This is a genomic window from Pontibacter litorisediminis (genome assembly GCF_029360645.1).
In the GTDB taxonomy this organism is placed as follows: domain Bacteria; phylum Bacteroidota; class Bacteroidia; order Cytophagales; family Hymenobacteraceae; genus Pontibacter; species Pontibacter litorisediminis.
This window is the reverse complement of sequence record NZ_JARDUA010000001.1, coordinates 857,648-880,881: the sequence shown is the minus strand read 5'-3', so window position 1 is coordinate 880,881 and position 23,234 is coordinate 857,648. Positions and strand designations below refer to the sequence as shown.

Below are 23,234 nucleotides of genomic sequence, written 5' to 3'. Positions count from 1 at the left end.
TGGTAATAGGTGTGGTAAGCTGATTCGCATGATGCGGTATCAGCTGCTTTTCTTTAGCTGCAGGAGCCACTCATCCTCCAGGGGCTTTTGCAGAAAACCGGCCACCAGGCTGTTGCCATGGGCCCGCCTGCGCTCCTGCTCATCCACCGAGGAGGTGAGGATGTAGATGCGGCAACGGCCCTTCAGGTCCTCCTCATAAGGCGAGAGGGCCTCTATGAAGTCCCAGCCGCTCAGGAACGGCATGTTCAGGTCCAGGAAAATCACCTCTGGCAGGGCCTCCGGGCTGTCCTTGGCACTCTCTAGTAAGTTTTGCAAGGCGGCCTTAGCATCCTGAAAGCCCTTACACTCGGTAGCAAAGCTTTCTGCCTCCAGAATTGCTTCCGTCAGAAAAATGCTCACTTCGTCATCGTCTACTATGAAAACCTTGTTATACATGTCTTGCTCCTAAGTATATCTTGAATGTGGTGCCCTGGTCCGGGGCACTCTCAACTTCTATTTTTCCGCCAAGCGCCTGCACCTGGGTCTTTACCAGAAACAAGCCGATGCCTTTGCCATAGGTGTTGGGGTGGAAGCGCTTGTAAAGCTGGAACAACTGGTGCTGCACCAGGTGCATGTCCATGCCGGAGCCGTTGTCGCTTACAGTCAGCACATAGCCACGGTTGTCGCGCTCTGCCCGAATGGTAAGCTCCAGCTGCCGGTAGCTGGATTTATACTTCAGGCTGTTAGAGACCAGGTTGTACAGGATGCTGTAAAGATGTGAGCTGATCGATTGCAGCCTAAAGCTCGGGTCAATCTCTACCTTTACCTGTGCCGCCTTCAGCTCTGTCTCGCCCTGGAACTGCTCCAGCACCTGCTGGCATACTTTACTGAGGTACACCGTCTCCCTTTCTGATATCCGCCCGCTTTCGCGCAGCGACAGTACCTGGCTAATATCCTTCACCACCGTGTCCAGCTGCTCCACCGAGGTATGCAGCTTCTCCACAGCGGCATCGTAATTCGCCGTATCCTTTGGTAGCTTCCTTACCAACTGCACAAGCCCCAAGGCATTGGCTACCGGGGCACGCAGGTTGTGCGAGATCATGTAAGTGAACTGCTGCAGATCCAGGTTGTGCTTGTACAGGTCATCGGCCAGTTTAATAACGAGCTTCTGCGATTTCACAGCCTCCGTGATGTCCTTGGCTATACCCTGTGCCCCAAGAATCTCTCCCCGAAAGTATACTGGCATCACAGAAACACTCACATTTCTGGTTTCCCCGGCTTTGTTAACCATGCACACCTCTTCGGTATGGGCTTTGCCAGACCAGACCTTCTTCATTGCCCTGTCAGCTATTTTCAAGGAGTCGGGGTGCAGCATCCGGGTATAGGGCTGGCCCAGCAGTTCCTGACTGGTATAACCTGTCAGCTCTTGCACATGGCGGTTCACTTTCTTAAACTCCCCGTTCAGGTCTAGGGTAAAAACCGTATCGGGGTGCTGAAAAAACAGGGAGCGGTAGTACGCCTGGTGATAATCGTGGTCATAGGCCAGCTGAACAGCAGCCGTTATATCGCGGGAACTGGTAAGGATGCCCCGCACGTGCTCATCATGCAGCATATTCTTGCAGGAGCACTCCAGCCAATGCCACTCCCCGTCTTTATGCCTGAACCGGAAAGGAGGGACCACGACGTTTTTAAGGTTCAGCAGTTCTTCCAAAGCTGCCTGTATGCTTGCCAGATCCTCGGGGTGCACCAGTGTCATGACGTTTACGCCCAACAGCTCATCAGGGGTATAACCCAGCACACCCGTTACGGAATCGCCCACAAAGGTATAGGTACCCTCCGCATCCAGAACAGAGACCAAGTCAATGCTATTGCCGACCAGGGCACGGTAGAATTCCCGCGAATGGCTCTGCGTAGCTTCTTGTAGAACAGGAGGTTGCAAGCGTATGGGTTTTGTGGTTGGTTTAAAGCATTCGGTGCTGCCTGCGTACCCTTCCTGAGCTTGCTGTAGCGCAAGGAGTGCCGGCAATACAAAATAATCGCACTAATATACAGAAGATTTCTAATTTTATAGGATGGAAATAAATTTTAGACCCTACGGGCACGGCCATTGCCTCTTAAACGAAACGATCCTAGCGTATTACGTCGCTTTGCAGCCAAGCCAAAGGCCTTTCTAAAAGTAGCCGCGGTCTTGTTGTGGCATTATTTCACCTTTTGTTATGATAGGTTTGCTTACCTTGGTTACAATGGGCGCTTCGGCTGAAGCTAGCCCGGACCGTGGCGGCACCGACCTTTAAAACTATTGCGTATGAAGCTTTTTACCCCTCCTCAATTTTTACTACTGTTCTTTTTGCTGCTCGCGGGGCAGGCGCAGGCGCAGGTGGTCACCACCGATCCGGCCTTCCCGACGGCGGACAAGCCGGTTACGATTACCTTTGACCTGACCAAGTCGAAGGATAGCCGTTCCAAAGGCCTGCTGGGGAAAACGAACGACGTATACTTATGGTCTGGCGCTGGCACCACCGCCGATGGGGGAGCCTTTGAGTACCAACCGGCTGGCCAGACAAACTGGAGCGCCCCCTTTGAGCCCGGGAAAATGACGCCACTGGGCAACGACAAATGGCAAATCACACTCGAGCCGCGTACGTACTTCGGTGTGCCCGCCGACAAATCCATCTATAAATTAGGCCTGTTGCTTAAAAACGGCAGCGGCAGCGCCCAAACCGAAGACATTGTCCTTCGGGTTTACGAAGATGTACTGAAGGTGTCATTTGTGCAGCCTATGCAGGAGTTCTTCTTTGCAGAAGCCAACAGCGCCCTGCAGGTGGAGGTTGTTGCCTCTGAGGCAGCGGAGCTGCGCCTGCTGCACGACGGCCTGGAAGTAAAGCGCGTGGCAGCCGGCGAGAAATTGAGCCATACCATCCGCACCGGTGCAAACAAGGGGCTGCGCCACCGGGTTACCATAGAGGCTAGCGCGGAGGAGGAAAGCGCTTCGGATGTGTTCGAGTACATGATCAAACCGACCCCTGCTGTGGCGGCGCTGCCCGCCGGCATGGTAGATGGCATTAATTACATAGATGAGGATGAAGTGGTGCTGGTGCTCTACGCGCCGCAAAAGGAAAATGTGTATGTGATCGGGGAGTTTAACGCTTGGCAGCCAACGCAGGAGCACCTGATGAACCGGACCCTGGACGGCGCGCGCTACTGGCTGCGCCTGACAGGGCTCCCGGCAGGGGAAGAGGTGGCTTACCAGTTCCTGGTGGATGGCATCCTGGCTGTAGCCGATCCTTATGCGGAAAAGGCCCTGGACCCGGAGTACGATCGCTACCTGACCAATACCGCTTACCCAAACCTGAAAGCTTACCCGGAAGGGGCCAACGGCATTGTATCGGTGCTGCAGACGGCGCAGCCCGAGTATAGTTGGCAGGTAGAAGGCTTTGAGCGCCCAGCTGTGGAGCAACTGGTGATTTACGAACTGCTGGTGCGTGACTTTGTGGAGACCCGCAACTATAAGACGCTCACCGACACCCTGAGTTACTTCAAGAAGCTGGGAATTAATGCTATCCAGCTGATGCCGGTCATGGAGTTTACCGGAAACGAGTCGTGGGGCTATAACCCTACTTTCTACCTGGCCCCGGACAAAGCCTACGGCACGGAGGAAGACCTGAAGGCCTTTATCGACGCGGCGCATGCGGCAGGCATCGCCGTTATACTTGATGTGGTGCTGAACCAGGCTGATTTTGAGTTCCCGTACGTGAAGCTGTACTGGGACGAAGACAACGATAGGCCAGCAGCCAATAGCCCCTACTTCAACCCGGTGGCTACCCATCCGTTCAATGTGTTCTTCGACTTCAACCACGAGCAGCCGGCCACCAAGGCCCTGGTGCAGCGCGTGACGGGGCATTGGCTGAAGGAGTACAAGGTAGACGGTTTCCGCTTTGACCTCTCCAAAGGCTTCACCCAAAGAAACACTGGCGAAAACGTGAATGCCTGGAGCGCTTATGACGCCGCCCGCGTGGCCACCTGGAAGCGCATTTACGACGAGATACGCGCGCTGGACGAAACGGCCTACGTGATTCTGGAGCATTTTGCCGACAACACAGAGGAGAAGGAGCTGGCCAACTACGGCATGCTTTTCTGGGGCAACGCCAACCATGATTTCCGCCAGCTGGGCAAAGGCACCAACGCGAACCCACAGTGGCTGTCTTACCAGGAGCGGGAGTGGGGGGAGCCGCGTGTGGTCGGGTACCTGGAGAGCCACGATGAGGAGCGCTTCCTGTTTGACGTGAGGCAAAACGGCAAAGCATCGGGCAGCTACAACACCCGCGACCTGACCACTGCCCTGAACCGGGCGAAACTGGCGGCGGCTTTCGGCTTGGCCATCCCTGGCCCTAAAATGATCTGGCAGTTTGGCGAGCTAGGATATGATGTCTCTATCGACGACAACGGTCGCACCGGCAACAAGCCCCTGCGCTGGGGCTACCAGAATGAGCCGGAGCGTGCCAAGCTCTTCCAGGTATACGCTGAGTTGATTAAGCTCAAAACATCCCAGCCGGCATTCGCCACCGAAGATTTTACGCTCGACTTAAAAAACATCGTGAAACGGATCATACTGCATGGGGAAGAGACGGATGTGTTCCTGATCGGCAACTTTGACGTGAAGCAGCAGATGCCGCCGGCGGGCTTTCCGGCTGCCGGCACCTGGTACGACTACTTTACCGGGGATGAACTGGTTATTAGCGATCCGAATAAAGAGATACTGCTGGCCCCGGGCGAGTTCAGGCTCTTCACCACCCAGCGGCTGGAGGCGCCCGAAGCCAACCTGCTGCCGTGGTCGCGCATTATACTTTCGGCAGAAGATGAGCTGGCTGCCGGCACAAGTATAAAAGTATACCCAAACCCGGTTGCCGGCACCACCACGCTTTACCTGGAAAACGCTTACCGCGGCCAGGTACAGTTGCAGGTGCAGGACGTGACAGGCCGCATCATCTACCGCCAATCGATAAACAAGACACAGGAGGTGCTGCAGCAGCAGGTAAGCCTGCCCCGCATTGCCAATGGTTTGTACTACCTGCAGGTGACGACCGGCGAAAAGCGGCACGTGCAGAAGTTGGTGAAGGTGGCCGAATAGGCCCCACGCGTAAGTATAGCGGAGGAAAAGCTTAGCGCCGCTGCATCGTGTCAGAGGAAGTATGGATCCGGGAAATCTCACCGGATCCATACTTCCTTTTTTTATGAAAAAATATTTCTGATGTAGGAGGGATAAAAAAGAGCGGAAGCCTCTATAGTAGTTAGTGAGCAGGCACTGTACCCTGTGCTATTCTGATAAACAAAATGAAGTATCAAAATTATAGGGCTTCTGACTTTGCTGCGGATGAAGACTTCATCCAATGGGTGCAGCAGCCTACAGAAGCGACGGATGCCTTGTGGGGTGCTTTTTTGCAGGAGCACCCCTGGCAGCGCGCAGCTGTTAAAGAGGCCCGTGAGCTGGTGCAGTGCCTGTCGGAGGACCCCTGGCCCGCCGCAGACACCGCGCTGGATGAAGTATGGGAACAGCTCACTGCCGCCCGCCAGCGCGACGCTGAAGAGGGGGAAGAATCTGCCGTTGTAGTGGCGTTGAAACCTGCCGGTCCCCAAAAATACGCCCTGCTTTGGGCCGCCGCCGTGGCGTTGCTTTTTGTCTGCAGTTTCCTACTGTTCCTGCAGCAGGAAAAAACCATCACGTACGCCACTGCCGCCGGGGAGCGCATGCACCTGCGCTTGCCCGATAGCTCCACCGTGGTGCTCAACAACAACTCCAGGCTCACCATACCGGCCAAATGGGCAAAGGATAAGGAACGCATCGTGCAGTTAGAGGGACACGCATTTTTCTCGGTCACGCACAAGCACAACAACCAGAAATTTGTTGTGAAGACAGCCGACGGACTGGCGGTAGAGGTGCTGGGCACGGAGTTCAGCGTCTCCAGCAAGGGCAACCAGCAGCAGGTTATACTTGAGAGAGGCAAGGTGCGCCTCCGTGTGCCGGGCGAAGGAGAGGAGCAGCAGCTGGAAATGCAGCCTGGCGAGCTGGTAGAGGTGACGGAGGAGAAGGACATCATCAAAAAGAAGGTAAATCCGGCACTCTACACCGCCTGGAAGAACACGGGCCTGGCACTGGAAAACATAACGCTGGAGGAAGTGGGCCAGATGCTGCAGCACAGCTACGGGTACTCTGTTACCATCACGGACCCGGCTCTGAAGCAACAGCGCATCACCGCTTACCTGGATAGTAACACGCCAAGCCATATACTTTCTACCGTCTCGGAAACGCTGCAGGTAGAAGTGCAAATACAACGCGAAAGCATCACTATAAGCTCTAACTAATTATTAACTAAATTCCTATGCGTAAAAAAACTACAAACCGAACAAGGACATACGGCCTCATGACGGCTGCATGTTTCCTTTACTTTTCGGGAGCAGCTCAGGATCATTACGATGGTAAGGTGGCCTTGGCTGCCAGTTCAAGCGTAGTGAGCCAGAGTTCTTCTACAAAGTCGCTGAACGATGTGCTGAGAGACCTGCGCAACAAGTATGGCATACAATACTCTTACAAGGCCGATGTGGCGCAAAACCTGCAGCTGCAGGTGCCGGCCGGCCTTGCGGAAGAGCAGAACGTGGAGGTGGTGCTCTCAAAGGTATTAACCCCGGGCGGCCTGACCTATAAGAAGGTGAACAACGTGTACATCATCGTAAAGGATGTGAACACGGCGCCCGCCGCCACGCCGGCTGCCTCTCCGGCTAAAACTACCAACGTGAGACAGGAGCAGACTATCCGCGGCACAGTCACGGATGATGGCGGTACGCCACTTCCCGGCGTGACCGTGGTGGTGAAGGGCACTACGCGTGGCACCTCTACCGATGCGAGCGGTAACTTTACCCTTTCTGTGCCAGCCAACGCCACACTGGTACTGAGCTTCATCGGCTTCCAGACGCAGGAGGTTGCTGTTGGCAATCAGGCTACCTTCAACATTGCCATGCAAACCGACACCAAGGCGCTGGAGGAGGTTGTGGTTGTGGGGTATGGTACACAGCGCAAGCAGGATGTAACGGGTTCAGTAGCCTCTTTATCGCCTAAGGAGTTTAACAACGGTGTAGTTGGTACCCCGGACCAGTTGCTGGCTGGCAAAGTGCCCGGCCTGACTGTAAACCGCAGCAGCGGTGACCCTACGGCCGGTTCTACCATACAGCTGAGAGGCCCGTCCTCCCTTACTGCAGGTTCCTCTCCTTTCTATGTGATTGACGGCGTGCCAGGCGCTTCCATCGATCTGGTGGCCCCAGATGACATTGTATCCATGGACGTGCTGAAAGACGCCTCTGCCACCGCGATCTATGGCTCAAGAGCAGCGAACGGTGTGATCATGGTTACCACCAGAAGAGGCAAGGCAGGTGCCCCAACTCTATCTTACAGCGGCTATGCAGCCTTGGAAACAGTTGCCAACAAAATTGATGTCCTGAGCGCGGACGAGTACCGCCGTTTTCTGGCTGACAATGATATGGAAGTGGCGGCCAGCGAGGATGGCGCAAGCACAGACTGGCAAGAGGAGATCTACCGCAATGGAATTTCCCAGAACCATAACATAGGTTTCAGCGGCGGGAATGAAACTACGCGCTACAATGCCTCTGTTAACTACTTCAACAACGAAGGTATCGTTAAGAGAAATTCCCTGGAGCGTGTTATTGGCCGCTTAGGCGTTGATCAGGATATGTTTGAGGGCAGGCTGCGCTTGGGCTTGTCTGTAGTGAACACTATGATCAACTCTAACCACGTAGACTACGGTATCTTCAACGGAGCTGCCAGGTTCCTGCCTGTTTCTCCTGTCACCAGCGACGCTACGGAGTATGAGCGCTACGGAGGATATTTCCAGGTGCCGGGCCGCACAAACTACTTTAACCCGGTAGCCATGTTGAACCAACGTGATGAGGAGCGCAACAGAAACATCATGCTGGGCTCTGCAAAGGTAGGCGTAGACATTCTGCCAGGCCTGGTGCTTGACTTAACAGGCTCGTTGCAGCGAGAGAACTATGACCGCAACTACTACATGCGCCGTAGCGACTTCGACCCGCGTGCCTTAGGAATCGGTTATGCCGAGCGTGAAGGCCTCAAGCACACAGACAAGATCTTCGAGTCGGTATTGAACTATACTAAAAACTTTGCTGACCGTCATGAGCTGAAGCTTTTAGGGGGCTACTCTTACCAGAATACCATGAGAAACGATGGCATTAAAGCCATTAACGATAATTTCTCTTCTGATGAGCTTGGCGCCGGTAACCTGTTCGCCGGTAACGGTGATGCCGCCCTGCACTTCAGAGGGTTCCCAAGAAAAGAAGAGTCCACGCTGGTGTCATTTTTTGGCCGTGTAAACTACAGCTTTGATGAAAAGTACATACTGAGCGCCACACTGCGCCGTGACGGGTCTTCTAAATTTGGGGTGAACAACAGGTGGGCGATGTTCCCGTCGTTTGCTGCAGCCTGGAGAATATCCGAAGAATCGTTCATGCAGACGCAGAGCCTGTTCAATGACCTGAAGCTTCGTGTTGGCTACGGTATCTCTGGTAACCAGAACATTCCTCCATACCGCTCTATCACATTGTTCGGCCCTCAGGAAGACCAGTTCCTTTACAACGGTGAGTTCATCAACAGCTACTCCGTTATTCAGAACCCTAACCCTGACCTGAAGTGGGAGAGCACCTCGATGCTGAACGTGGGCGTGGACTTCGCAATCCTGAATGGCCGTGTTTCCGGTACAGTGGAGTACTACGACAAGCAGACAGATGACCTGCTGTATGAGTACAATGTGCCAACCCCTCCTTACCAGTTCAACCGACTGCTGGCCAATGGTGCTACCATGAGCAACAAAGGTGTAGAGATTATGCTGACAGGCGAGGTAATGAGCAGCAGCAACTTTAGCTGGAACAGCTCGGTTAACTTCGCGCGCAACAAGAACGAGGTAGGCTCACTTGCCAGTAACGTAGACAACCTGAACGTAACGCAGCGCCTGGAAGGCTACCTGACGTTGGATGGCTGGACAGGCCAGTCTGTGAGTTTGGTTGAGCCAGGTCTGCCACTAGGTACGTTCTATACGGCCAGGTACATTGGCTATGATGAAAATACGCGCCAGACGATCTATCAAACCCCTCAGGGCGAGCTGGTGACGGCAGATCAGCTGCGCACTCCGGACGATTTCCAAATTGTAGGGCAGGCCTTGCCTAAGTTTACGTACGGCTGGAGCAACAACTTTAACTATAAGTCCTTCGATTTCGGCTTCTTCCTGAGGGGCGTGTATGGTAACAAGATTTTCAATGCTACCAGAGCCGACTTGTCTCGCCTCACCCAGGCAACATCATTCAATATCTCTCAGGAGGCGCTGGAGGATGGTATCTTCGAGGCGCCTGTGGCATCGAGCCGCTGGATTGAGGATGGCTCTTTTGCACGCCTTGAGTATGCCACACTAGGGTACAACTTTAATGTGGCTGGCTTGAAGTACCTGAAAACGGCAAGAGTTTATGTAACTGGCCAGAACCTGTTTGTGATTACGGATTATACCGGCGTAGACCCAGAGGTATCGCTAGATGGCCTGGCTCCAGGTATCGACAACCGTAACTACTACCCTAAGACAAGGTCGTTCCTGCTGGGGGTAAACCTAAGTTTCTAGTCTAATACTATTTAACACGGAATTGAATATGAAATCACTGATAAGAAAAAGTTTGGTAGTCTTGGGCTGTGCCTCAGTGGGTGCTTTCGCATCTTGTACAGACCTGGACGAAGAAGTATACTCTGACTATACAGAGCAGAACTTCCCATCCACGCCTGAGCAGTACGCTGCCCTGACCGGGCCTGTGTATGTAGCCGCCCAGAAATTCTTCGACAATAACTTCTATGACCTGCAGGAGACAGCAACAGATGAGGTTGTAGTGCCTACCCGTGGCGGTGACTGGTTTGACGGCGGCAAGTGGCGCGCGATGCACTTGCACACCTGGACTCCTTCCCATGAACTGATGCGGAACTCCTGGGACTGGGGCTTTAACGCCATCGGTACAGCGAACCGTATCCTGACGCAACTGGAGACTGCTCCGGAGTCTGACAACAAGCGGCAGACGATTGCAGAGGTGAAGACCATGCGTGCCTGGTATTATTACAACATGATGGATGCTTTCGGGAACATACCGGTAGTGACCACATTTGATGATAATGCCGCTGCCCCGATGCAAATGCCACGGGCTGAAGTGGCTGCCTTTATTGCGGCTGAGCTAGAGGAAAACCTGCAGTACCTGACAGAGGAGGTGAGCCCAACCACCTACGGCAGGCCTACCAAGTGGATGGCCCACACGCTGCTGGCGAAGCTCTACCTGAACTCTGAAGTATACACCGGCAAAGCAACGGCGCCGGATGGAGAGCTTTACTGGGATAAAGTGGTAAAGCATGCCGACGCAGTCATCAACTCAGGCAAGTATGCGTTGGAGTCGAACTACTTCGATATGTTTAAACCTACCAATGGCCCTCAGAACAGAGAGCCCATCTTCTCTATTCCGTTTGACGCGGTGAAGGCAAAGGGTAACCTGCTCTATAACAAAGTGCTGCACTACGCACACCGCGATACTTACGGGCTTACCACTAACCCCTGGAACGGCTGGACCACTACGCCAAGTTTCTTCAACCTGTTTGCAGATCAGGACATACGCAAGCAGCAGTGGCTGTACGGGCAGCAGCTAAACGCAAGCGGCGACAACCTTGTGTACAATGGCGTGAATGTGGTGCTGGATCCTTACTATTTCCCGGCCTTCGATGTAGGAGGTGAGGATGACCTGGGCCGCCTAGCCGGTGCCCGTAACATCAAGTATCTGCCAGACCCAAACGCTGTTAACTTCAACGCTAACAACGATGTGGTGATCTTCCGTTATGCCGACGTGCTTCTGATGAAAGCGGAGGCTATCCTAAGGGGCAGCAGCCTAGGGTCAAGGGCAGATGCGCTGGCGCTCGTAAACCAGGTCCGTGACAGAGCCTTCAACGATAACCCTGAGTTTAGGTACACAGACGCTAACCTGACACTGCAGAACATCTACAATGAAAGAGGCCGCGAGTTTGCGCTGGAGATGACCCGTCGTACAGACATGATTCGCTTCGGGAGGTTTGAGGATGAGATACTGTTCAAGCCTGCCAACCCGGGTGAGACCTATAAGCGTCTCTTCCCGATTCCAGCTACAGCGATCGCGTCGAACCCTAACCTTGTGCAAAACCCTGGTTATTAATCCTAAAATTTCGAAAAATGAGAAGAGTAAATATACTATACAGGCTTATGGCGCTGCTCTCGCTTAGCGGTGCCCTGCTGACGTTCAGCTCTTGCGACAAGGTAGAGCATGAGTTGGATGAACTTGTAGTGTCGCTTGACGCGCAGACACCGGATACAGTCTTCTTCGGTGAAACGTTTGAGGTAAAGTTGTTGGCAAACCAGGCCAGGGAAGTGCAGATTTCCTTGGCTCATGAAGATAACCCTACTGAAACAGTTCACACTGAGACGCTGGTTAACGAAGGAAATGGCTTTGTTTTCACTACGGAGGTAGAGGTGCCCGAAGACGGCTCGTGGTCCGGTGATTACGTGCTGAAAGCCGTTGCTGTAGGTGGCGGTGGCCAAACGGAGAAGACAAGAACTGTGCATTTCAAGCCTTCCCCAATCAAAAACTATTATTTGGTCGGTGGGTCGTCTGCTGCTGGCTGGGAGCCAACCAACGGTATCAAGATGATGCGCCATACAAAAGAAGATGATGGGGTGGTGACCGAGTGGTATGATGTGTTCGGTTACTTCACGGTAGATGGCGATGGCCTGAAGATCCTTCCTACTAACACAGGATGGGATGGCGACATGGGGGCCAAAAAGGGAGAAGAAGGTGCCCTGACGGACACGGATGAGGATAACATCACCGTTCCGGCCGATGGCTTCTACCGCTTGCGCATCAACCCTAAGGCTGGAACGTACAGCCTGGTTAAATCTAACTGGGGTGTTATTGGTGATGCAACCCCGGGAGGATGGGACAACGATACTGACATGACCCTGGTTTCTGCCAGCAAAGGAAAGTATGAGTGGACCGCCACGATCAACCTGGAAAGCGGCAAAGCTTTCAAGTTCAGGGAGAATGATGGCTGGGATGTGAACCTCGGCTTGGACGGTTCTGGACCTCAGCTCAAGTATGACGGCGGCAACATTCAAGTAGGTGCCACCAAGCAATACACCGTGAAGCTGAACTTGACCCCATCTGGCTACACGTACACAATAGAATAAGTAAGGCCACCTATAAAACCAAAACAGCCCGGTAGCTTTTGCTGCCGGGCTGTTTTATTTTACCTTTTAGAGAAAGTATAAACCCTTAACTGGGAAGTATGGCTTCTCTTCAGGCGTTACACTTTAATTTATACTTCTGCCGGCTACTTCGCCTGGCCAAACCTGGTGCCAAAGAAATCTCCTTCTTTCCAGTCGGGCCTTTGCGCGTCCTGGGCCACCAGGTAGCCGATCAGGAAGTTAAGCTGCACGTATTTCTTGGCGGCATTAAAATCAAACACGCCTCCCTCGAAGTTGTCCTGCGGTTTGTGGTAGTATTTCTCGCGCCATACTTTCACGGTCTCGTCCAGGTTGTTTTTTCCGTCGGCGGTTTTGTTGCCATACTTGATGTGAAGCGCCGGCACGCCCTGCACCACAAAGCTGTACTGGTCGCTGCGCACGAAGCGGTTCTGCTCCGGCTCCGGGTCTTCCTCCACATCCAAACCCAGGTACTCGCTGGCCTGCTGTACCTCGTCCTGCAAAGACGAGTGCGCGGCTCCCAGCGGCACCACCGCCAGCAGCGGCGCGATGAGTGTCGGCATGTCGGTATTCACGTTAGCCACCAGCTGGCTGGCAGGCACGGTAGGGTATTTAGCAAAGTAAGCAGAGCCCAGCAGGCCCATCTCTTCCGCCGTTACCATCACGATCAGAATGGATCGCTTCGGTTTCTGTTTTAGGTTGTCGTATAACCGGGCGATCTCCAGCAAACTGGCGACGCCGGAGGCATTGTCGTGGGCGCCGTTGTAGATCGAGTCGCCATCGATTGGCTTGCCTACGCCTACGTGGTCGAGGTGGGCGCTATGCACCACGTACTCGTTCTTTAGTACCGGGTCGGAGCCTTCGATTTTGCCCACCACGTTGTATGTCTCGATATCCTCGTAGCGGTTGCTGTAGTTGCTGCTGATGCTAAACGGAAGCGGTGTAGAGGCGGGTGTACCGCTGCGGAGGCTGCCGGCTACCTGCTGCAGGTCCTGCCCGGAGGTGGCCAGCAATTTTTGCAGTACATTAAAGTGCACCATCCCGAGCAGTTTTATTTCTTCCTGATGGCTACGTGAGGCGGCCACTTTCCCATCGGCGCCCATCACGCTGGACATCCCGCGGGATGAGAAATCGGGTAGGCCGCCGTTCGGGTTCATGGAGGCGACCAGCACACCTACGGCCCCGTTTTTGGCTGCGGTGCTCAAAATGGTTTGGTAATCGGTGCTGTAAGAGGCCACTGTGGAAGGAAAGCCTTCTGGCGTGCCGCGTACGATCACCACTACTTTTCCTTTGGCATCAATGTTTGCGTAGTCGTCGTAGTTCAGGTCCGGCGCGCTAATGCCGAAACCGGCAAACACCAGGGGCGCCTCCAGGTCCACCTGTTCCTGGCCTGCGTTCGGGAAAATGGTGAAGTCCTTGCCATACGCCAGCTCTACAGTGCCCGCTGTGTCGGCAGTTAGCTGCATGGTAGCGTTCGGGTTGGTGTAAGCGGTGCGCACCCGCACCGTTTGCAGGTACGTGTTGTTCTCTCCGGCCGGTTTCACATGCAGTTTCCTGAACTGGTCCGTAACATAGTCTACGGCCATCTGGTACCCGGGCGTGCCCGGCTTGCGGCCCAGCAACTTGTCATCAGCCAGGTAGGCAATATGGGCGCGAATGTCGGCTGGCTTTACTTTTTCCATAGCCTTGGCGACGCGTTTCGGAACCTCAGGTGCCTGCGCCATGGCTGCCGAGGAGGCAAGTACCAGGCAAAGGCCGCTTGCTATACTTCGTAGTTTCATAGTAGTTTTGTTGATCAATCTGTAAATAAAAACATTAAGCAGCAGTAATACTACCAGTGGGGTGGTTTCGCGCAAATTTGTAGCCTCCGGATGTATCACGGAAGTACAAACAGGAGTATGCACCATCATGGGGAGGACGAGTCTGGGCACCAAAACGATAAAAGCATGCAACGGGGCGCATTATAGTGGCCAATCCTTTTATAGTGCTTACCTTTAGCCTGTATCGCCACTAACCTAAGAACATGCCATGAGAAGTACAAAGACACTGGACCTAATCAGGAGTATAGCAGAGAGCACTGTACGGGAGGAGGCGCCGGCGATGGATAAGGAAGCGAGGTGGCCGGAGCAAAGCATGCGCAGGCTGCAGCAAGCGGGGCTTGGAGGCTTTGTGGTGCCGCAGGAAAGTGGCGGCATGGGCGAAGGGCTGCTGGGGCTGGCTTCGGCCTGTGAGATACTAGGGGAGGAATCGGCCTCTGCAGGGCTTTGCTTTGGCATGCACTGCGTGGGCACCGCCATGATCGCCGCTAAGGCTACCGAATACCAGAAGAAGCATTTTTTGGAGCCGATTGCCGCCGGTGAGCACCTGACGACGCTGGCCCTGAGCGAACCGGGAACCGGGGCGCATTTTTATTTTCCGCAAACGCAGCTGCTGTCGATTTCGGAGAGTGAGTTCCTGCTGCGGGGCGAGAAAACCTTTGTTACAAACGGTAGCAAGGCAGATTCTTACGTTATCTCCACGATGGGGGTAGACCCGGAGGCCATGCAGCACGAGTTCTCCTGTGTGGTGGTGGAGGCCAACCGCGAAGGCCTGGGGTGGGGGCCGGAATGGGGCGGCATTGGCATGCGCGGCAATTCCTCGCGCAGCCTTGCCCTGAACGATGTGCTCATCCCATCGCAAAACCTGCTCGGCCAACAGGGCGACCAACTGTGGTATGTGTTCCAGGTGGTGGCGCCGTACTTCTTAACGGCTATGTCCGGAACGTACCTGGGGGTGGCCCAGGCGGCATTTAACGAGGCCCGGGAACACCTGATGCACCGTTCGTACCGCCACACCGGCATGTCGCTGAACCAAAACCAGTTGCTGCAGCACCGCCTGGGCACCCTGTGGGCGAAGGTGGAGCGAACGCGCCAGCTCGTGTACCACGCCTGCCGCCAGTACGATAGCGGCGACCCAATGGCGGTGCTTTCCATCATCTCGTCTAAAGCGGAGGTAGCTACCTGTGCCGTGGAGGTCGTGAACGAAGCCATGACCCTGGCCGGCGGAATAGCCTACCGCGAAAACTCCCGGCTGGAAGTGTTGTTGCGTGATGCCCGCGCTGCCCATGTGATGGCGCCTACCACTGATTTACTGTATACCTGGCTGGGCCGCGCCCTGCTGGAGCAACCGATTCTTGATAGTTAAACACCTATGGCGGAGATCCTGTACACTGGGCTGCACACTTCTACACTCGCGCTGCTGCAAAAGCACTTGCAGCAGCAGGGCCTGTCGTTTCATCAGGTGGCGGAAGGAGAGGTGCGCCGGATGGACGGTAACCTGAAAAAGTACAGTGTGCTGCTGGTGGGGGAGGAGACAAACAACCCCGTGCGGGTGGCGCAGGAGGCGTATGCCCGTGATAAGTACCTCTCCGTGCTTCTGATCAATGATGAGCGAAACTTCGTGCGGGTAAAGCAGTCGCTGCAGTTCTCTCCGTTTGTAGGCCCTACCGTGATGTGCGTATCGAACCAGGTGCAGGAGGGGTTAGCGGGAATGGTGCAGGACGCAGTGCAGCGCACCGAGCAGCGGCGCAGTTTCCAAAGCCTGCGCAAAGCCATTGGCCCGGACCTGGACTTCAGCGTGTCCGCATTGGAGAAAGTGCGCGGGGATTACACCGCCCGGGTGCTGGAGGAGGCACCTATCGGGGCCGCCCTCATCTCCAAGTACGGGAAAGTGCTTACCATCAATGCCTATGCGGCACAGCTGTTTGATAAGTCAGAGCGCGAGATACTGGCTGGGCCGTTGCTGCAGCTGTTCCCAGAGCAGACACAGCCAATGGTGCAGCAATTCGTGAACCAGGAGCCCCTCTCTGAGCCGAAGCGGGTGTTTGAGCTGGCGCTGGAGTCGGGCACAAAGTACCTGGAGATGTCGCTGGCGGAGGTGGATGACCGCAACCGGGAGAACTTCCGCATCCTCATCATCAACGACATTACCGAAGCCACACGCTCGCAACAGCGCACGCAGGCGCATCTGGAGGAGCTGGAGCGTATGAACACCAACCTGAAGCGGCTGAATGCCGACCTGGATACCTTTGTGTACACTGCCTCCCACGACCTCAAGTCGCCGATCCTCAACATCGAAGGGCTGGTGGAGCTGCTGGAGGACAGCCTGGGGGATCAAAAGCAGGAGGTGACCGCTGAACTGGAGCATATAAAGGCATCGGTGCAGCGTTTTAAGAACACGGTGGAGGACCTGACGGAGGTGGCGCGTATCCAGAAAAGCTTTGAGCAGGAAGCCTCCCTGCTACGGGTTGAGCGCCTGGTGGAAGAGGTAAAGGAGCTGATTTCTTTTGAAGTAAGTGCTGCCGATGCGGTGGTGGAGCTGGATGCCAGCGGAGCACCGCAGCTATACTTTTCCAAGCGCAACTTCAAGAGTATACTTTACAACCTCATCAGCAATGCCATTAAGTACCGCTCCCCGGACCGCACCCCACGCATTTGCATTAAAACCTGGCAGCAGGAAAGTAACTTTTACCTGCAGGTGAAGGACAATGGCCTCGGCATCCCAGAGTCGAAAAAGCACAGGGTGTTCGAGCTGTTCAAGCGCCTGCATGCCCATGTAAAGGGCACCGGCATCGGTCTGTACATCGTCAAGCGCATTGTGCAGAACAACGGCGGCGACATAGACCTGCAAAGCACCGAAGGCCAGGGCAGTACCTTCACGATCAGGCTGAAAGTATAAGCCATGCTGTTGAGCAGGCTGTTTTGCCCCCTGAAGCCTTAGCCAAGGTCAGTCGTGTGAGATGTTGTGCCAGGTTGGCTGGATTAGCCTTTAACCGCCGTTGCCCTTGTTATACCATCCACCCGCATCCGGTTGGTCCGGATAAAATCCTTTGCGGGCGGCTCAACAATTTACCCCTCTTCCTGCTTTACTATACATCCTGCTTCAGGGTATAAGATACAGGCGCCTCGCTTATAGGTACAAGAACAGTGTCTAGTTGGGTTTAAAAGGAGCTGTGATGCCAAAAGAATCATTAGCAACAGAGGCGCCTTACCCCGGTGGCTAAGCCGGGAGGCTTGCCCACAGGGGCCTTGCAGGAAGACAAAAGTGTAAACAGATGCTGTCCTACCACTAATTTAAGGTAAATTTGAGAAGTAAGCCATCTTTTGCCACACCAGCCACCAGCGCAGCAAAATGAAAGGAACAGAGCCAACAGCTGATTTTTGCATCCGGACCGCGGGCCGCCGCATCGTTATCATCGGCAACGGCATCTCGGGTGTTACCTGCGCGCGCCACATCCGCAAGCGTGATAGTGAGGCGCACATCACCATTATCTCTGGCGAAACCAAGCATTTCTTCTCCCGCACCGCACTGATGTACATTTACATGGGCCAGCTCAAGTATGAGCACACCAAGCCCTACGAAGACTGGTTCTGGGAGAAGAACCGCCTGAACCTGGTGCACGATTGGGTGACAAGTATAGATTTCGGGAAAAAGGAGCTGCAGCTACAGCAACTGGAGCCGTTACCGTATGATATCCTGATTCTGGCGCTTGGCTCTAAGCCCAATAGGTTCGGGTGGCCGGGCCAGGAGCTGCAGGGGGTACAGGGGCTGTATACCTACCAGGACCTGGAAAAGATGAACGAGAGCACCGCCAGTTGCCAACGTGCTGTGGTTGTAGGAGGCGGGTTGATTGGCATTGAGATGGCGGAGATGCTCCTGAGCCGCAACATTCCGGTGACTTTTCTGGTGCGGGAAGAAGCTTTCTGGCGAAGCATACTTCCCAAAGAAGAGTCGGAACTGGTAATGCGGCACATGCGTGAGCACGACATAGATTTGCGCCTGCAGACAGAACTGAAAGAGATAATTGACGATAGCACTGGCCGGGTGAAGGCGGTCGTAACGACAGCGGGAGAAGAGATTCCCTGCCAGTTCGTAGGCCTGGCCATAGGGGTGCACCCGAATGTTGAGCTGGTGCGCAACACGCCGCTGGAAGTAAATAGAGGTATTCTGGTAGATCAGTATTTTGCCACCAACATACCCCATGTGTTTGCCATAGGCGATTGTGCCGAATACCGCGTGCCGCTGCCAAACCGGCAAAGTGTGGAGCAGGTCTGGTACACCGGCCGCATGCATGGCGAAACTTTGGCGCATAACCTCACGCACGAGCCTGTAGCGTATAATCCTGGGCCGTGGTTTAATTCCGCTAAATTCTTTGATATAGAGTATCAAACCTATGGCATGGTGCCCAATAAGTGGCATGAGCCGGTTCAGTCTTTTTATTGGGAGCATGCAAGTGGCAAAGAAGCCTTTAGAACGCTATTCAGCGGGAACGATAAGCGTCTGCATGGGGTAAACGGTTTGGGAATGCGCCTGCGCCACGACTTTTTTGACCAAGCTTTGCGTGAACATTGGACGGTGGAGGAGGTGCTGGTAAAACTGCACCAGGCCAACTTTGATCCGGAATTTTACAGTAAACATCAACGCGACATACTGCAGGCTTACAACCAGCAGTTCGGCACAAGTCTGGAGCCTGAGAAGAAAGAGAAGAAGGGGCTGCTGTCGTATCTGGGATGGTAAAGGAATTTTATGAAGTTAATTCAAAAAATAGGGGTAGGTGTCTTCCTGGTGGCGTTGTTGTTGTTCAATGCATTGCTCTTTATGGGGCAGTTCCAGCTAACAGAACAACAGCTGCAGCAGCACATTAAGCCGGAGCATGTAGAGGTGCTGCAGCAGGAGTTGCAGCCGATGCTGGGAAAAACGTATACTTCCAGCTTCGCATTCGCCACCGATTTTAACCGCTACCTTGATAATTATAACGAAGAGCAGCAACGGAGCAAGCAGTGGGACCGGGTAATCTGGGACGACTATGCCTTTGCCCTGACCAAGGTGGCCAGCCAGGGTTTTGTAGAGAACAACAAACTCCTCCTGCTGCTCCTGACCGTGGTACTGGGAGCAGCAGGAGCTTTACTCTACATCCTGCCGCAACACCGGGGCGAGCCTGCCGGGGTGCGGAACAACGGCATCATGTTCTCCTCCAACAAATCGCGCGGCATAATAGGCATCACCATTGGCCTGTACCTCACGGCCATTTATGTGGTGCTGTATTGGTACCCGGAGTACATCGTTAACTGGACCTTGCTCGTGGATCCGCTGAGTTATGCTTTGTCGGGAGGTCCGGCCAGCCAATGGTTTTTCTACGGCACCCTTTATACTTTAGCCATTGTGGTGATGGGCGTGCGCATGTTCCGAAAGTACAAGGGCAACAACTACCAACTGGTGCGTACATCGTCAGTCATATTTTTCCAGCTGAGTTTTGCCTTTTTGCTGCCGGAGATCCTGGTGTTGCTGAATTACCCGTGGCAGGACCTGAAGAACATCTGGCCCCTCGACTACGACTTCTTCTTCGATTACAGTGTTGCCAGCATGCTGGGCAGCGGCAGCGTAGGCATGTTCATGTTCATCTGGGGAATCATCCTTATTGTTCTGGGCGTGCCGCTGTTCACGTACTTCTACGGCAAGCGCTGGTACTGCAGCTGGGTGTGCGGCTGCGGTGGCCTGGCCGAAACGGCCGGAGATCCGTACCGTCATCTCTCCGACAAATCATTAAAAGCTTGGAAGGTGGAGCGGTGGATGGTTTATCCCATACTTGTCATCATTACAGTCATCACCCTGCTTACCATCGCCAACTATTTTGTAGAGTTTGCCCTGCTGAAGCAGTCTACCGGCGTGCTGCACCAATGGTATGGCTTTCTGATAGGCTCAGCTTTTGCCGGGGTGATCGGCGTGGGCTTTTACCCCTTGATGGGCAACCGCGTATGGTGCCGCTATGGCTGTCCGTTGGCGGCCTACATTGGCATCGTGCAGCGCTATAAGTCCAGGTTCCGGATCACGACCAACGGCGGGCAATGCATCTCCTGCGGCAACTGCTCTACCTACTGCGAGATGGGTATCGATGTGCGCTGGTACGCGCAGCGCGGACAGAACGTGGTGCGGGCGTCCTGTGTTGGCTGCGGTATTTGCGCTACCGTTTGCCCTAGGGGCGTGTTAAAACTGGAGAATGGCCCTGAGCAAGGCCGGATTACGGACATCCCTGTGCTGACAGGAAATGACTCGATTAAGGTACTGAACTGATGAAGGTGCTGCTGATACTGTGCGTGGCGTTATATGGCCTCTCCATGCTGTTTGTATTTTTATACAGCCTGGCGCAAGCGCACCTGCTCTACCGTTTCCGCCTTTTTCTGGGGCAGAGGAAGCATGCGCCACCAACACCCCAGGTATGGCCACGGGTAACGGTGCAGCTGCCGGTATATAACGAGAAGTACGTGGTGGAGCGGCTGATAGATGCCGTGGCCGCTTTAGACTACCCTGCCCAAAAGCTGGAGATACAATTGCTCGACGACAGCGACGACGAGACCACCGCACTTATCCAACAGAAGGTACAGCAGTATCCGCACCTGAGCCTGCGGCACATCCGGAGGCCGGACCGCAGCGGTTTTAAGGCGGGCGCTTTAAAGTATGGTTTGGAGCTAGCAACAGGAGAGTTTATCGCCATTTTTGATGCCGATTTTGTGCCGGACCCGCTGTTCTTGAAAAAAACGGTTCCCTACTTTGCGGATGCTAAACTAGGTATGGTGCAAACCCGTTGGGCGCATCTGAACAAAGGGTATTCCGTACTTACCCGGCTGCAGGCGCTGGCGCTGGACGCACACTTTTTTGTGGAGCAGGTGGGCCGCAACAGCCAGCAAGCCTTCATCAACTTTAACGGTACTGGCGGGGTGTGGCGCAAGACAACCATATTGAACGCCGGCAACTGGCAGGACGACACCTTAACCGAAGACCTGGACCTGAGTTACCGTGCCCAGCTGAAGGGCTGGCGGTTTTTATACATGCCTGAAGTGGAGTCGCCGGCGGAACTACCGCCTGTGATGAGTGCCTTGAAATCGCAGCAGTTCCGTTGGACCAAAGGCGGGGCAGAGTCGGCGGTAAAGCACTTGGGCGCAGTGTTGCGCTCTGAAAAAACGCTGCAGACAAAGTGCCACGCGCTGGCGCACCTGCTCAACAGCGCGGTGTTTGTGGCGGTGTTGCTGGCTTCGCTGGCTAGCGTGCCGTTGTTGTGGGCCAAGGTGCACCACCTGCTTCCGGTGCAGGCTTTTCAGGTGGCGGCCGTTATGCTGTTCAGTTTTCTCGTGATTAGCTTGGTGTACTTCCAGGCGGATGCTCTTGGTAAAGCACCTGGCCGCAAAGGAAGCTTTCTTGTATACTTCCCGCTGTTCCTGTCGCTGTCTATGGGGCTGGCGCTGCACAACGCCGTGGCGGTGTGGGAAGGCTGGACTGGGCGTAAATCGGCGTTTATCCGGACACCAAAATTTAACCTGGAGGGGCGGCAGCAAAGGTGGCAGGATAACTTTTACCGCAGCCTGCAGATACCCTTTACCACCTACCTGGAGGGGCTGCTGGGCCTGCTGTTTCTGGGGGTGGCGGCCTGGAGCGTGGTCCAGCAGGAGTATAGCTTGCTTATCTTCCATAGCATGCTGGCGCTGGGCTACCTGTTGGTGTTTTACTTTTCGTTTCAATCCTACAGAAAAACCTGACCCCATGAAGCCGAAGCTGCTCTTCGTCTACAACGCCAAAACGGGGCTCTTCAACAAGCTCACGGATGCTGCACATAAAATTGTCTCACCGGCCACCTATTCCTGCAGCCTCTGCGCCCTTACGTACGGCAATTTTACCGTGCTAGAAGAGTGGGCAGAGTACGTGGAGCGGCTGCCGCTGGAGGCAGTGTTTCTGTACAAGGATGAGTGGCGGCACCGTGAGGTGTATGACAGTTATCCGCTGGTGGCGCTACAGCGTGAAGAACGTATAGATGTGTTGCTGCATGCCGGGGAATTGGGTGCCATGAAAACGATTGAGCAGTTGCAACATCGTCTGGATGAGCTACTGCAGCGCGTGATTGCCTGATTTTTCTTAAGCTTTAACCCTTAAACTGATTCCTGATGACGATATTGAAACAGCTGGCTTATTTTGCCATTCTTCTGCTTCTCTTTGGGTGTGACGCCACAGGGGCAGATTCCAACAACCCTAGAAGCATAGATTTCGACGCCTTCGGTAACTACTGGTACCAGGGCAAGGCCGAGCTGAACGCCTATGCGCTGGAGCAGTACCGTTATGGCGAGAAGCGGGACGGGGAGGCGGTGCTGGTCTTTGTAACAGAGGATTTCTCGGAAGACAAACAGGTGAAGCTGGACGACCCGGAGGCTAACAAGGACGACGCACAGAAGGTGCTGAAACTGAACCTCACCAAGAAGTTCGTCACGGGTATTTATCCCTACTCCATGATGTTGTCGGTATTTACACCGGTCTATGATGGCATTCCGGCAGTAAAGGTTACAGCTAGTGTGCAGGAGTGGTGCGGGCAAACGTACACGCAGCTTAACCGACAGAACAACGGCAAGTATAAAGCGCGGCTGTTTTCTTACTTCGAGAAGGAAAGCGACCAAAACCTGACCATTGAGGCCGTACCTGAAGACGACCTCTGGACTTTGCTGCGCCTCAACCCGGACCAGGTGCCAACCGGCGAGGTCCGGCTTATACCCAGTTTGCTGGACCAGCGCCTGACGCATGAGCAGCTGGAAGCGGAAGATGCCAGCATAAGTATAAGTGAGGCACAGGATAGCATGGCGGGCTTCAGTGCCGCGGACCTGAGGGTGCTGACGGTAACGTATGCGAACTACCCGCGCACCTTGCGCATCTTTTATACGACAGCCTTCCCCTACGAGGTAGCTGGCTGGGAGGAGATACGCGAGCTACAGAACGGGCGGCAGGAAGTGAGCCGTGCCACCCGCAAAGCCAAGATGGTCACCGACTACTGGACCAAAAATAAGAGCGAATTTGAGCCATTACGACAAGAGTTGAAACTGCAATAGGCGACCGCTAGTAGAAAGTATCTAAGGC

General features: G+C 54.4%; 15 protein-coding genes. 12 read left to right on the top strand and 3 right to left on the bottom strand.

The genetic code is table 11. The annotated features are described in order from the left end of the window. Nucleotides 1-39: 39 nt before the first annotated feature. Entirely contained in the window at nucleotides 40-435 is a 396-nt protein-coding gene (locus PXG97_RS03775; RefSeq protein WP_276496383.1) for a response regulator, read from the bottom strand. Next, nucleotides 428-1,918, bottom strand: coding sequence for a PAS domain-containing sensor histidine kinase (locus PXG97_RS03770; protein ID WP_276496382.1), 1,491 nt, complete (start codon nucleotides 1,916-1,918; stop codon nucleotides 428-430). Before PXG97_RS03770 ends, PXG97_RS03775 begins: the two co-directional genes overlap by 8 nt. A 366-nt stretch (nucleotides 1,919-2,284) precedes the next feature. Between PXG97_RS03770 and PXG97_RS03765 the strand changes: the two genes are divergently transcribed. From PXG97_RS03765 to PXG97_RS03745, 5 genes are all read left to right on the top strand, one after another. Then, a complete protein-coding gene (locus PXG97_RS03765) occupies nucleotides 2,285-5,107 on the top strand; it encodes a DUF4961 domain-containing protein (RefSeq protein ID WP_276496381.1) in 2,823 nt (940 codons plus the stop codon). 203 nt (nucleotides 5,108-5,310) lie between these two features. Beyond that, nucleotides 5,311-6,339: a FecR family protein gene (locus tag PXG97_RS03760; RefSeq protein WP_276496380.1), complete on the top strand. Its 1,029-nt coding sequence runs from the start codon at nucleotides 5,311-5,313 to the stop codon at nucleotides 6,337-6,339. Between the two features lie 59 nt (nucleotides 6,340-6,398). Next, nucleotides 6,399-9,668: a SusC/RagA family TonB-linked outer membrane protein gene (locus PXG97_RS03755; RefSeq protein ID WP_276496379.1), complete on the top strand. Its 3,270-nt coding sequence runs from the start codon at nucleotides 6,399-6,401 to the stop codon at nucleotides 9,666-9,668. Between the two features lie 28 nt (nucleotides 9,669-9,696). Beyond that, nucleotides 9,697-11,262, top strand: coding sequence for a RagB/SusD family nutrient uptake outer membrane protein (locus PXG97_RS03750; RefSeq protein WP_276496378.1), 1,566 nt, complete (start codon nucleotides 9,697-9,699; stop codon nucleotides 11,260-11,262). A 17-nt stretch (nucleotides 11,263-11,279) separates the two neighbouring features. Further along, nucleotides 11,280-12,290 carry a cadherin repeat domain-containing protein gene (locus PXG97_RS03745; protein ID WP_266206053.1) on the top strand — a complete coding sequence of 337 codons (1,011 nt, stop codon included), beginning with the start codon at nucleotides 11,280-11,282 and terminating at the stop codon, nucleotides 12,288-12,290. A gap of 143 nt (nucleotides 12,291-12,433) precedes the next feature. Here PXG97_RS03745 and PXG97_RS03740 read toward each other — a convergent pair whose 3' ends face one another. After that, on the bottom strand, nucleotides 12,434-14,086 hold the full coding sequence (locus PXG97_RS03740) for a M28 family peptidase (RefSeq protein WP_276496377.1): 1,653 nt from the start codon (nucleotides 14,084-14,086) through the stop codon (nucleotides 12,434-12,436). Nucleotides 14,087-14,333: 247 nt separating this feature from the next. Here PXG97_RS03740 and PXG97_RS03735 point away from each other — a divergent pair, with 247 nt between their 5' ends. The 7 genes from PXG97_RS03735 (at nucleotide 14,334) to PXG97_RS03705 (ending at nucleotide 23,206) form a co-directional block, all read left to right on the top strand. Next, nucleotides 14,334-15,488: an acyl-CoA dehydrogenase family protein gene (locus PXG97_RS03735; RefSeq protein WP_276496376.1), complete on the top strand. Its 1,155-nt coding sequence runs from the start codon at nucleotides 14,334-14,336 to the stop codon at nucleotides 15,486-15,488. A gap of 6 nt (nucleotides 15,489-15,494) precedes the next feature. Continuing rightward, nucleotides 15,495-17,021 (top strand): sensor histidine kinase, encoded by a 1,527-nt coding sequence (locus tag PXG97_RS03730; protein WP_276496375.1) that lies wholly within the window; start codon nucleotides 15,495-15,497, stop codon nucleotides 17,019-17,021. Between the two features lie 453 nt (nucleotides 17,022-17,474). After that, complete coding sequence (locus PXG97_RS03725) at nucleotides 17,475-18,860, top strand: NAD(P)/FAD-dependent oxidoreductase (RefSeq protein WP_276496374.1); 1,386 nt, start codon at nucleotides 17,475-17,477, stop codon at nucleotides 18,858-18,860. 9 nt (nucleotides 18,861-18,869) lie between these two features. Next, the gene (locus PXG97_RS03720; RefSeq protein ID WP_276496373.1) at nucleotides 18,870-20,414 is read left to right on the top strand and encodes a 4Fe-4S binding protein; all 1,545 of its coding nucleotides are present in this window, start codon (nucleotides 18,870-18,872) and stop codon (nucleotides 20,412-20,414) included. Continuing rightward, nucleotides 20,414-21,874, top strand: a complete 1,461-nt coding sequence (locus PXG97_RS03715) for a cellulose synthase family protein (RefSeq protein WP_276496372.1) — start codon at nucleotides 20,414-20,416, stop codon at nucleotides 21,872-21,874. The genes PXG97_RS03720 and PXG97_RS03715 overlap by 1 nt, the downstream gene beginning before the upstream one ends. 4 nt (nucleotides 21,875-21,878) lie before the next feature. After that, complete coding sequence (locus tag PXG97_RS03710) at nucleotides 21,879-22,241, top strand: hypothetical protein (RefSeq protein ID WP_276496371.1); 363 nt, start codon at nucleotides 21,879-21,881, stop codon at nucleotides 22,239-22,241. A 35-nt stretch (nucleotides 22,242-22,276) separates the two neighbouring features. Next, nucleotides 22,277-23,206: a hypothetical protein gene (locus tag PXG97_RS03705; protein WP_276496370.1), complete on the top strand. Its 930-nt coding sequence runs from the start codon at nucleotides 22,277-22,279 to the stop codon at nucleotides 23,204-23,206. Nucleotides 23,207-23,234 lie beyond the last annotated feature (28 nt).

Excerpts from the sequence above, each read along its gene's own strand:
- PXG97_RS03775 (WP_276496383.1), bottom strand. The coding sequence starts at position 435 with ATGTATAACAAGGTTTTCATAGTAGACGATGACGAAGTGAGCATTTTT.
- PXG97_RS03765 (WP_276496381.1), top strand. The coding sequence starts at position 2,285 with ATGAAGCTTTTTACCCCTCCTCAATTTTTACTACTGTTCTTTTTGCTG.
- PXG97_RS03760 (WP_276496380.1), top strand. The coding sequence starts at position 5,311 with ATGAAGTATCAAAATTATAGGGCTTCTGACTTTGCTGCGGATGAAGAC.
- PXG97_RS03755 (WP_276496379.1), top strand. The coding sequence starts at position 6,399 with ATGACGGCTGCATGTTTCCTTTACTTTTCGGGAGCAGCTCAGGATCAT.
- PXG97_RS03750 (WP_276496378.1), top strand. The coding sequence starts at position 9,697 with ATGAAATCACTGATAAGAAAAAGTTTGGTAGTCTTGGGCTGTGCCTCA.
- PXG97_RS03745 (WP_266206053.1), top strand. The coding sequence starts at position 11,280 with ATGAGAAGAGTAAATATACTATACAGGCTTATGGCGCTGCTCTCGCTT.
- PXG97_RS03740 (WP_276496377.1), bottom strand. The coding sequence starts at position 14,086 with ATGAAACTACGAAGTATAGCAAGCGGCCTTTGCCTGGTACTTGCCTCC.
- PXG97_RS03735 (WP_276496376.1), top strand. The coding sequence starts at position 14,334 with ATGAGAAGTACAAAGACACTGGACCTAATCAGGAGTATAGCAGAGAGC.
- PXG97_RS03730 (WP_276496375.1), top strand. The coding sequence starts at position 15,495 with ATGGCGGAGATCCTGTACACTGGGCTGCACACTTCTACACTCGCGCTG.
- PXG97_RS03725 (WP_276496374.1), top strand. The coding sequence starts at position 17,475 with ATGAAAGGAACAGAGCCAACAGCTGATTTTTGCATCCGGACCGCGGGC.
- PXG97_RS03720 (WP_276496373.1), top strand. The coding sequence starts at position 18,870 with ATGAAGTTAATTCAAAAAATAGGGGTAGGTGTCTTCCTGGTGGCGTTG.
- PXG97_RS03715 (WP_276496372.1), top strand. The coding sequence starts at position 20,414 with ATGAAGGTGCTGCTGATACTGTGCGTGGCGTTATATGGCCTCTCCATG.
- PXG97_RS03710 (WP_276496371.1), top strand. The coding sequence starts at position 21,879 with ATGAAGCCGAAGCTGCTCTTCGTCTACAACGCCAAAACGGGGCTCTTC.
- PXG97_RS03705 (WP_276496370.1), top strand. The coding sequence starts at position 22,277 with ATGACGATATTGAAACAGCTGGCTTATTTTGCCATTCTTCTGCTTCTC.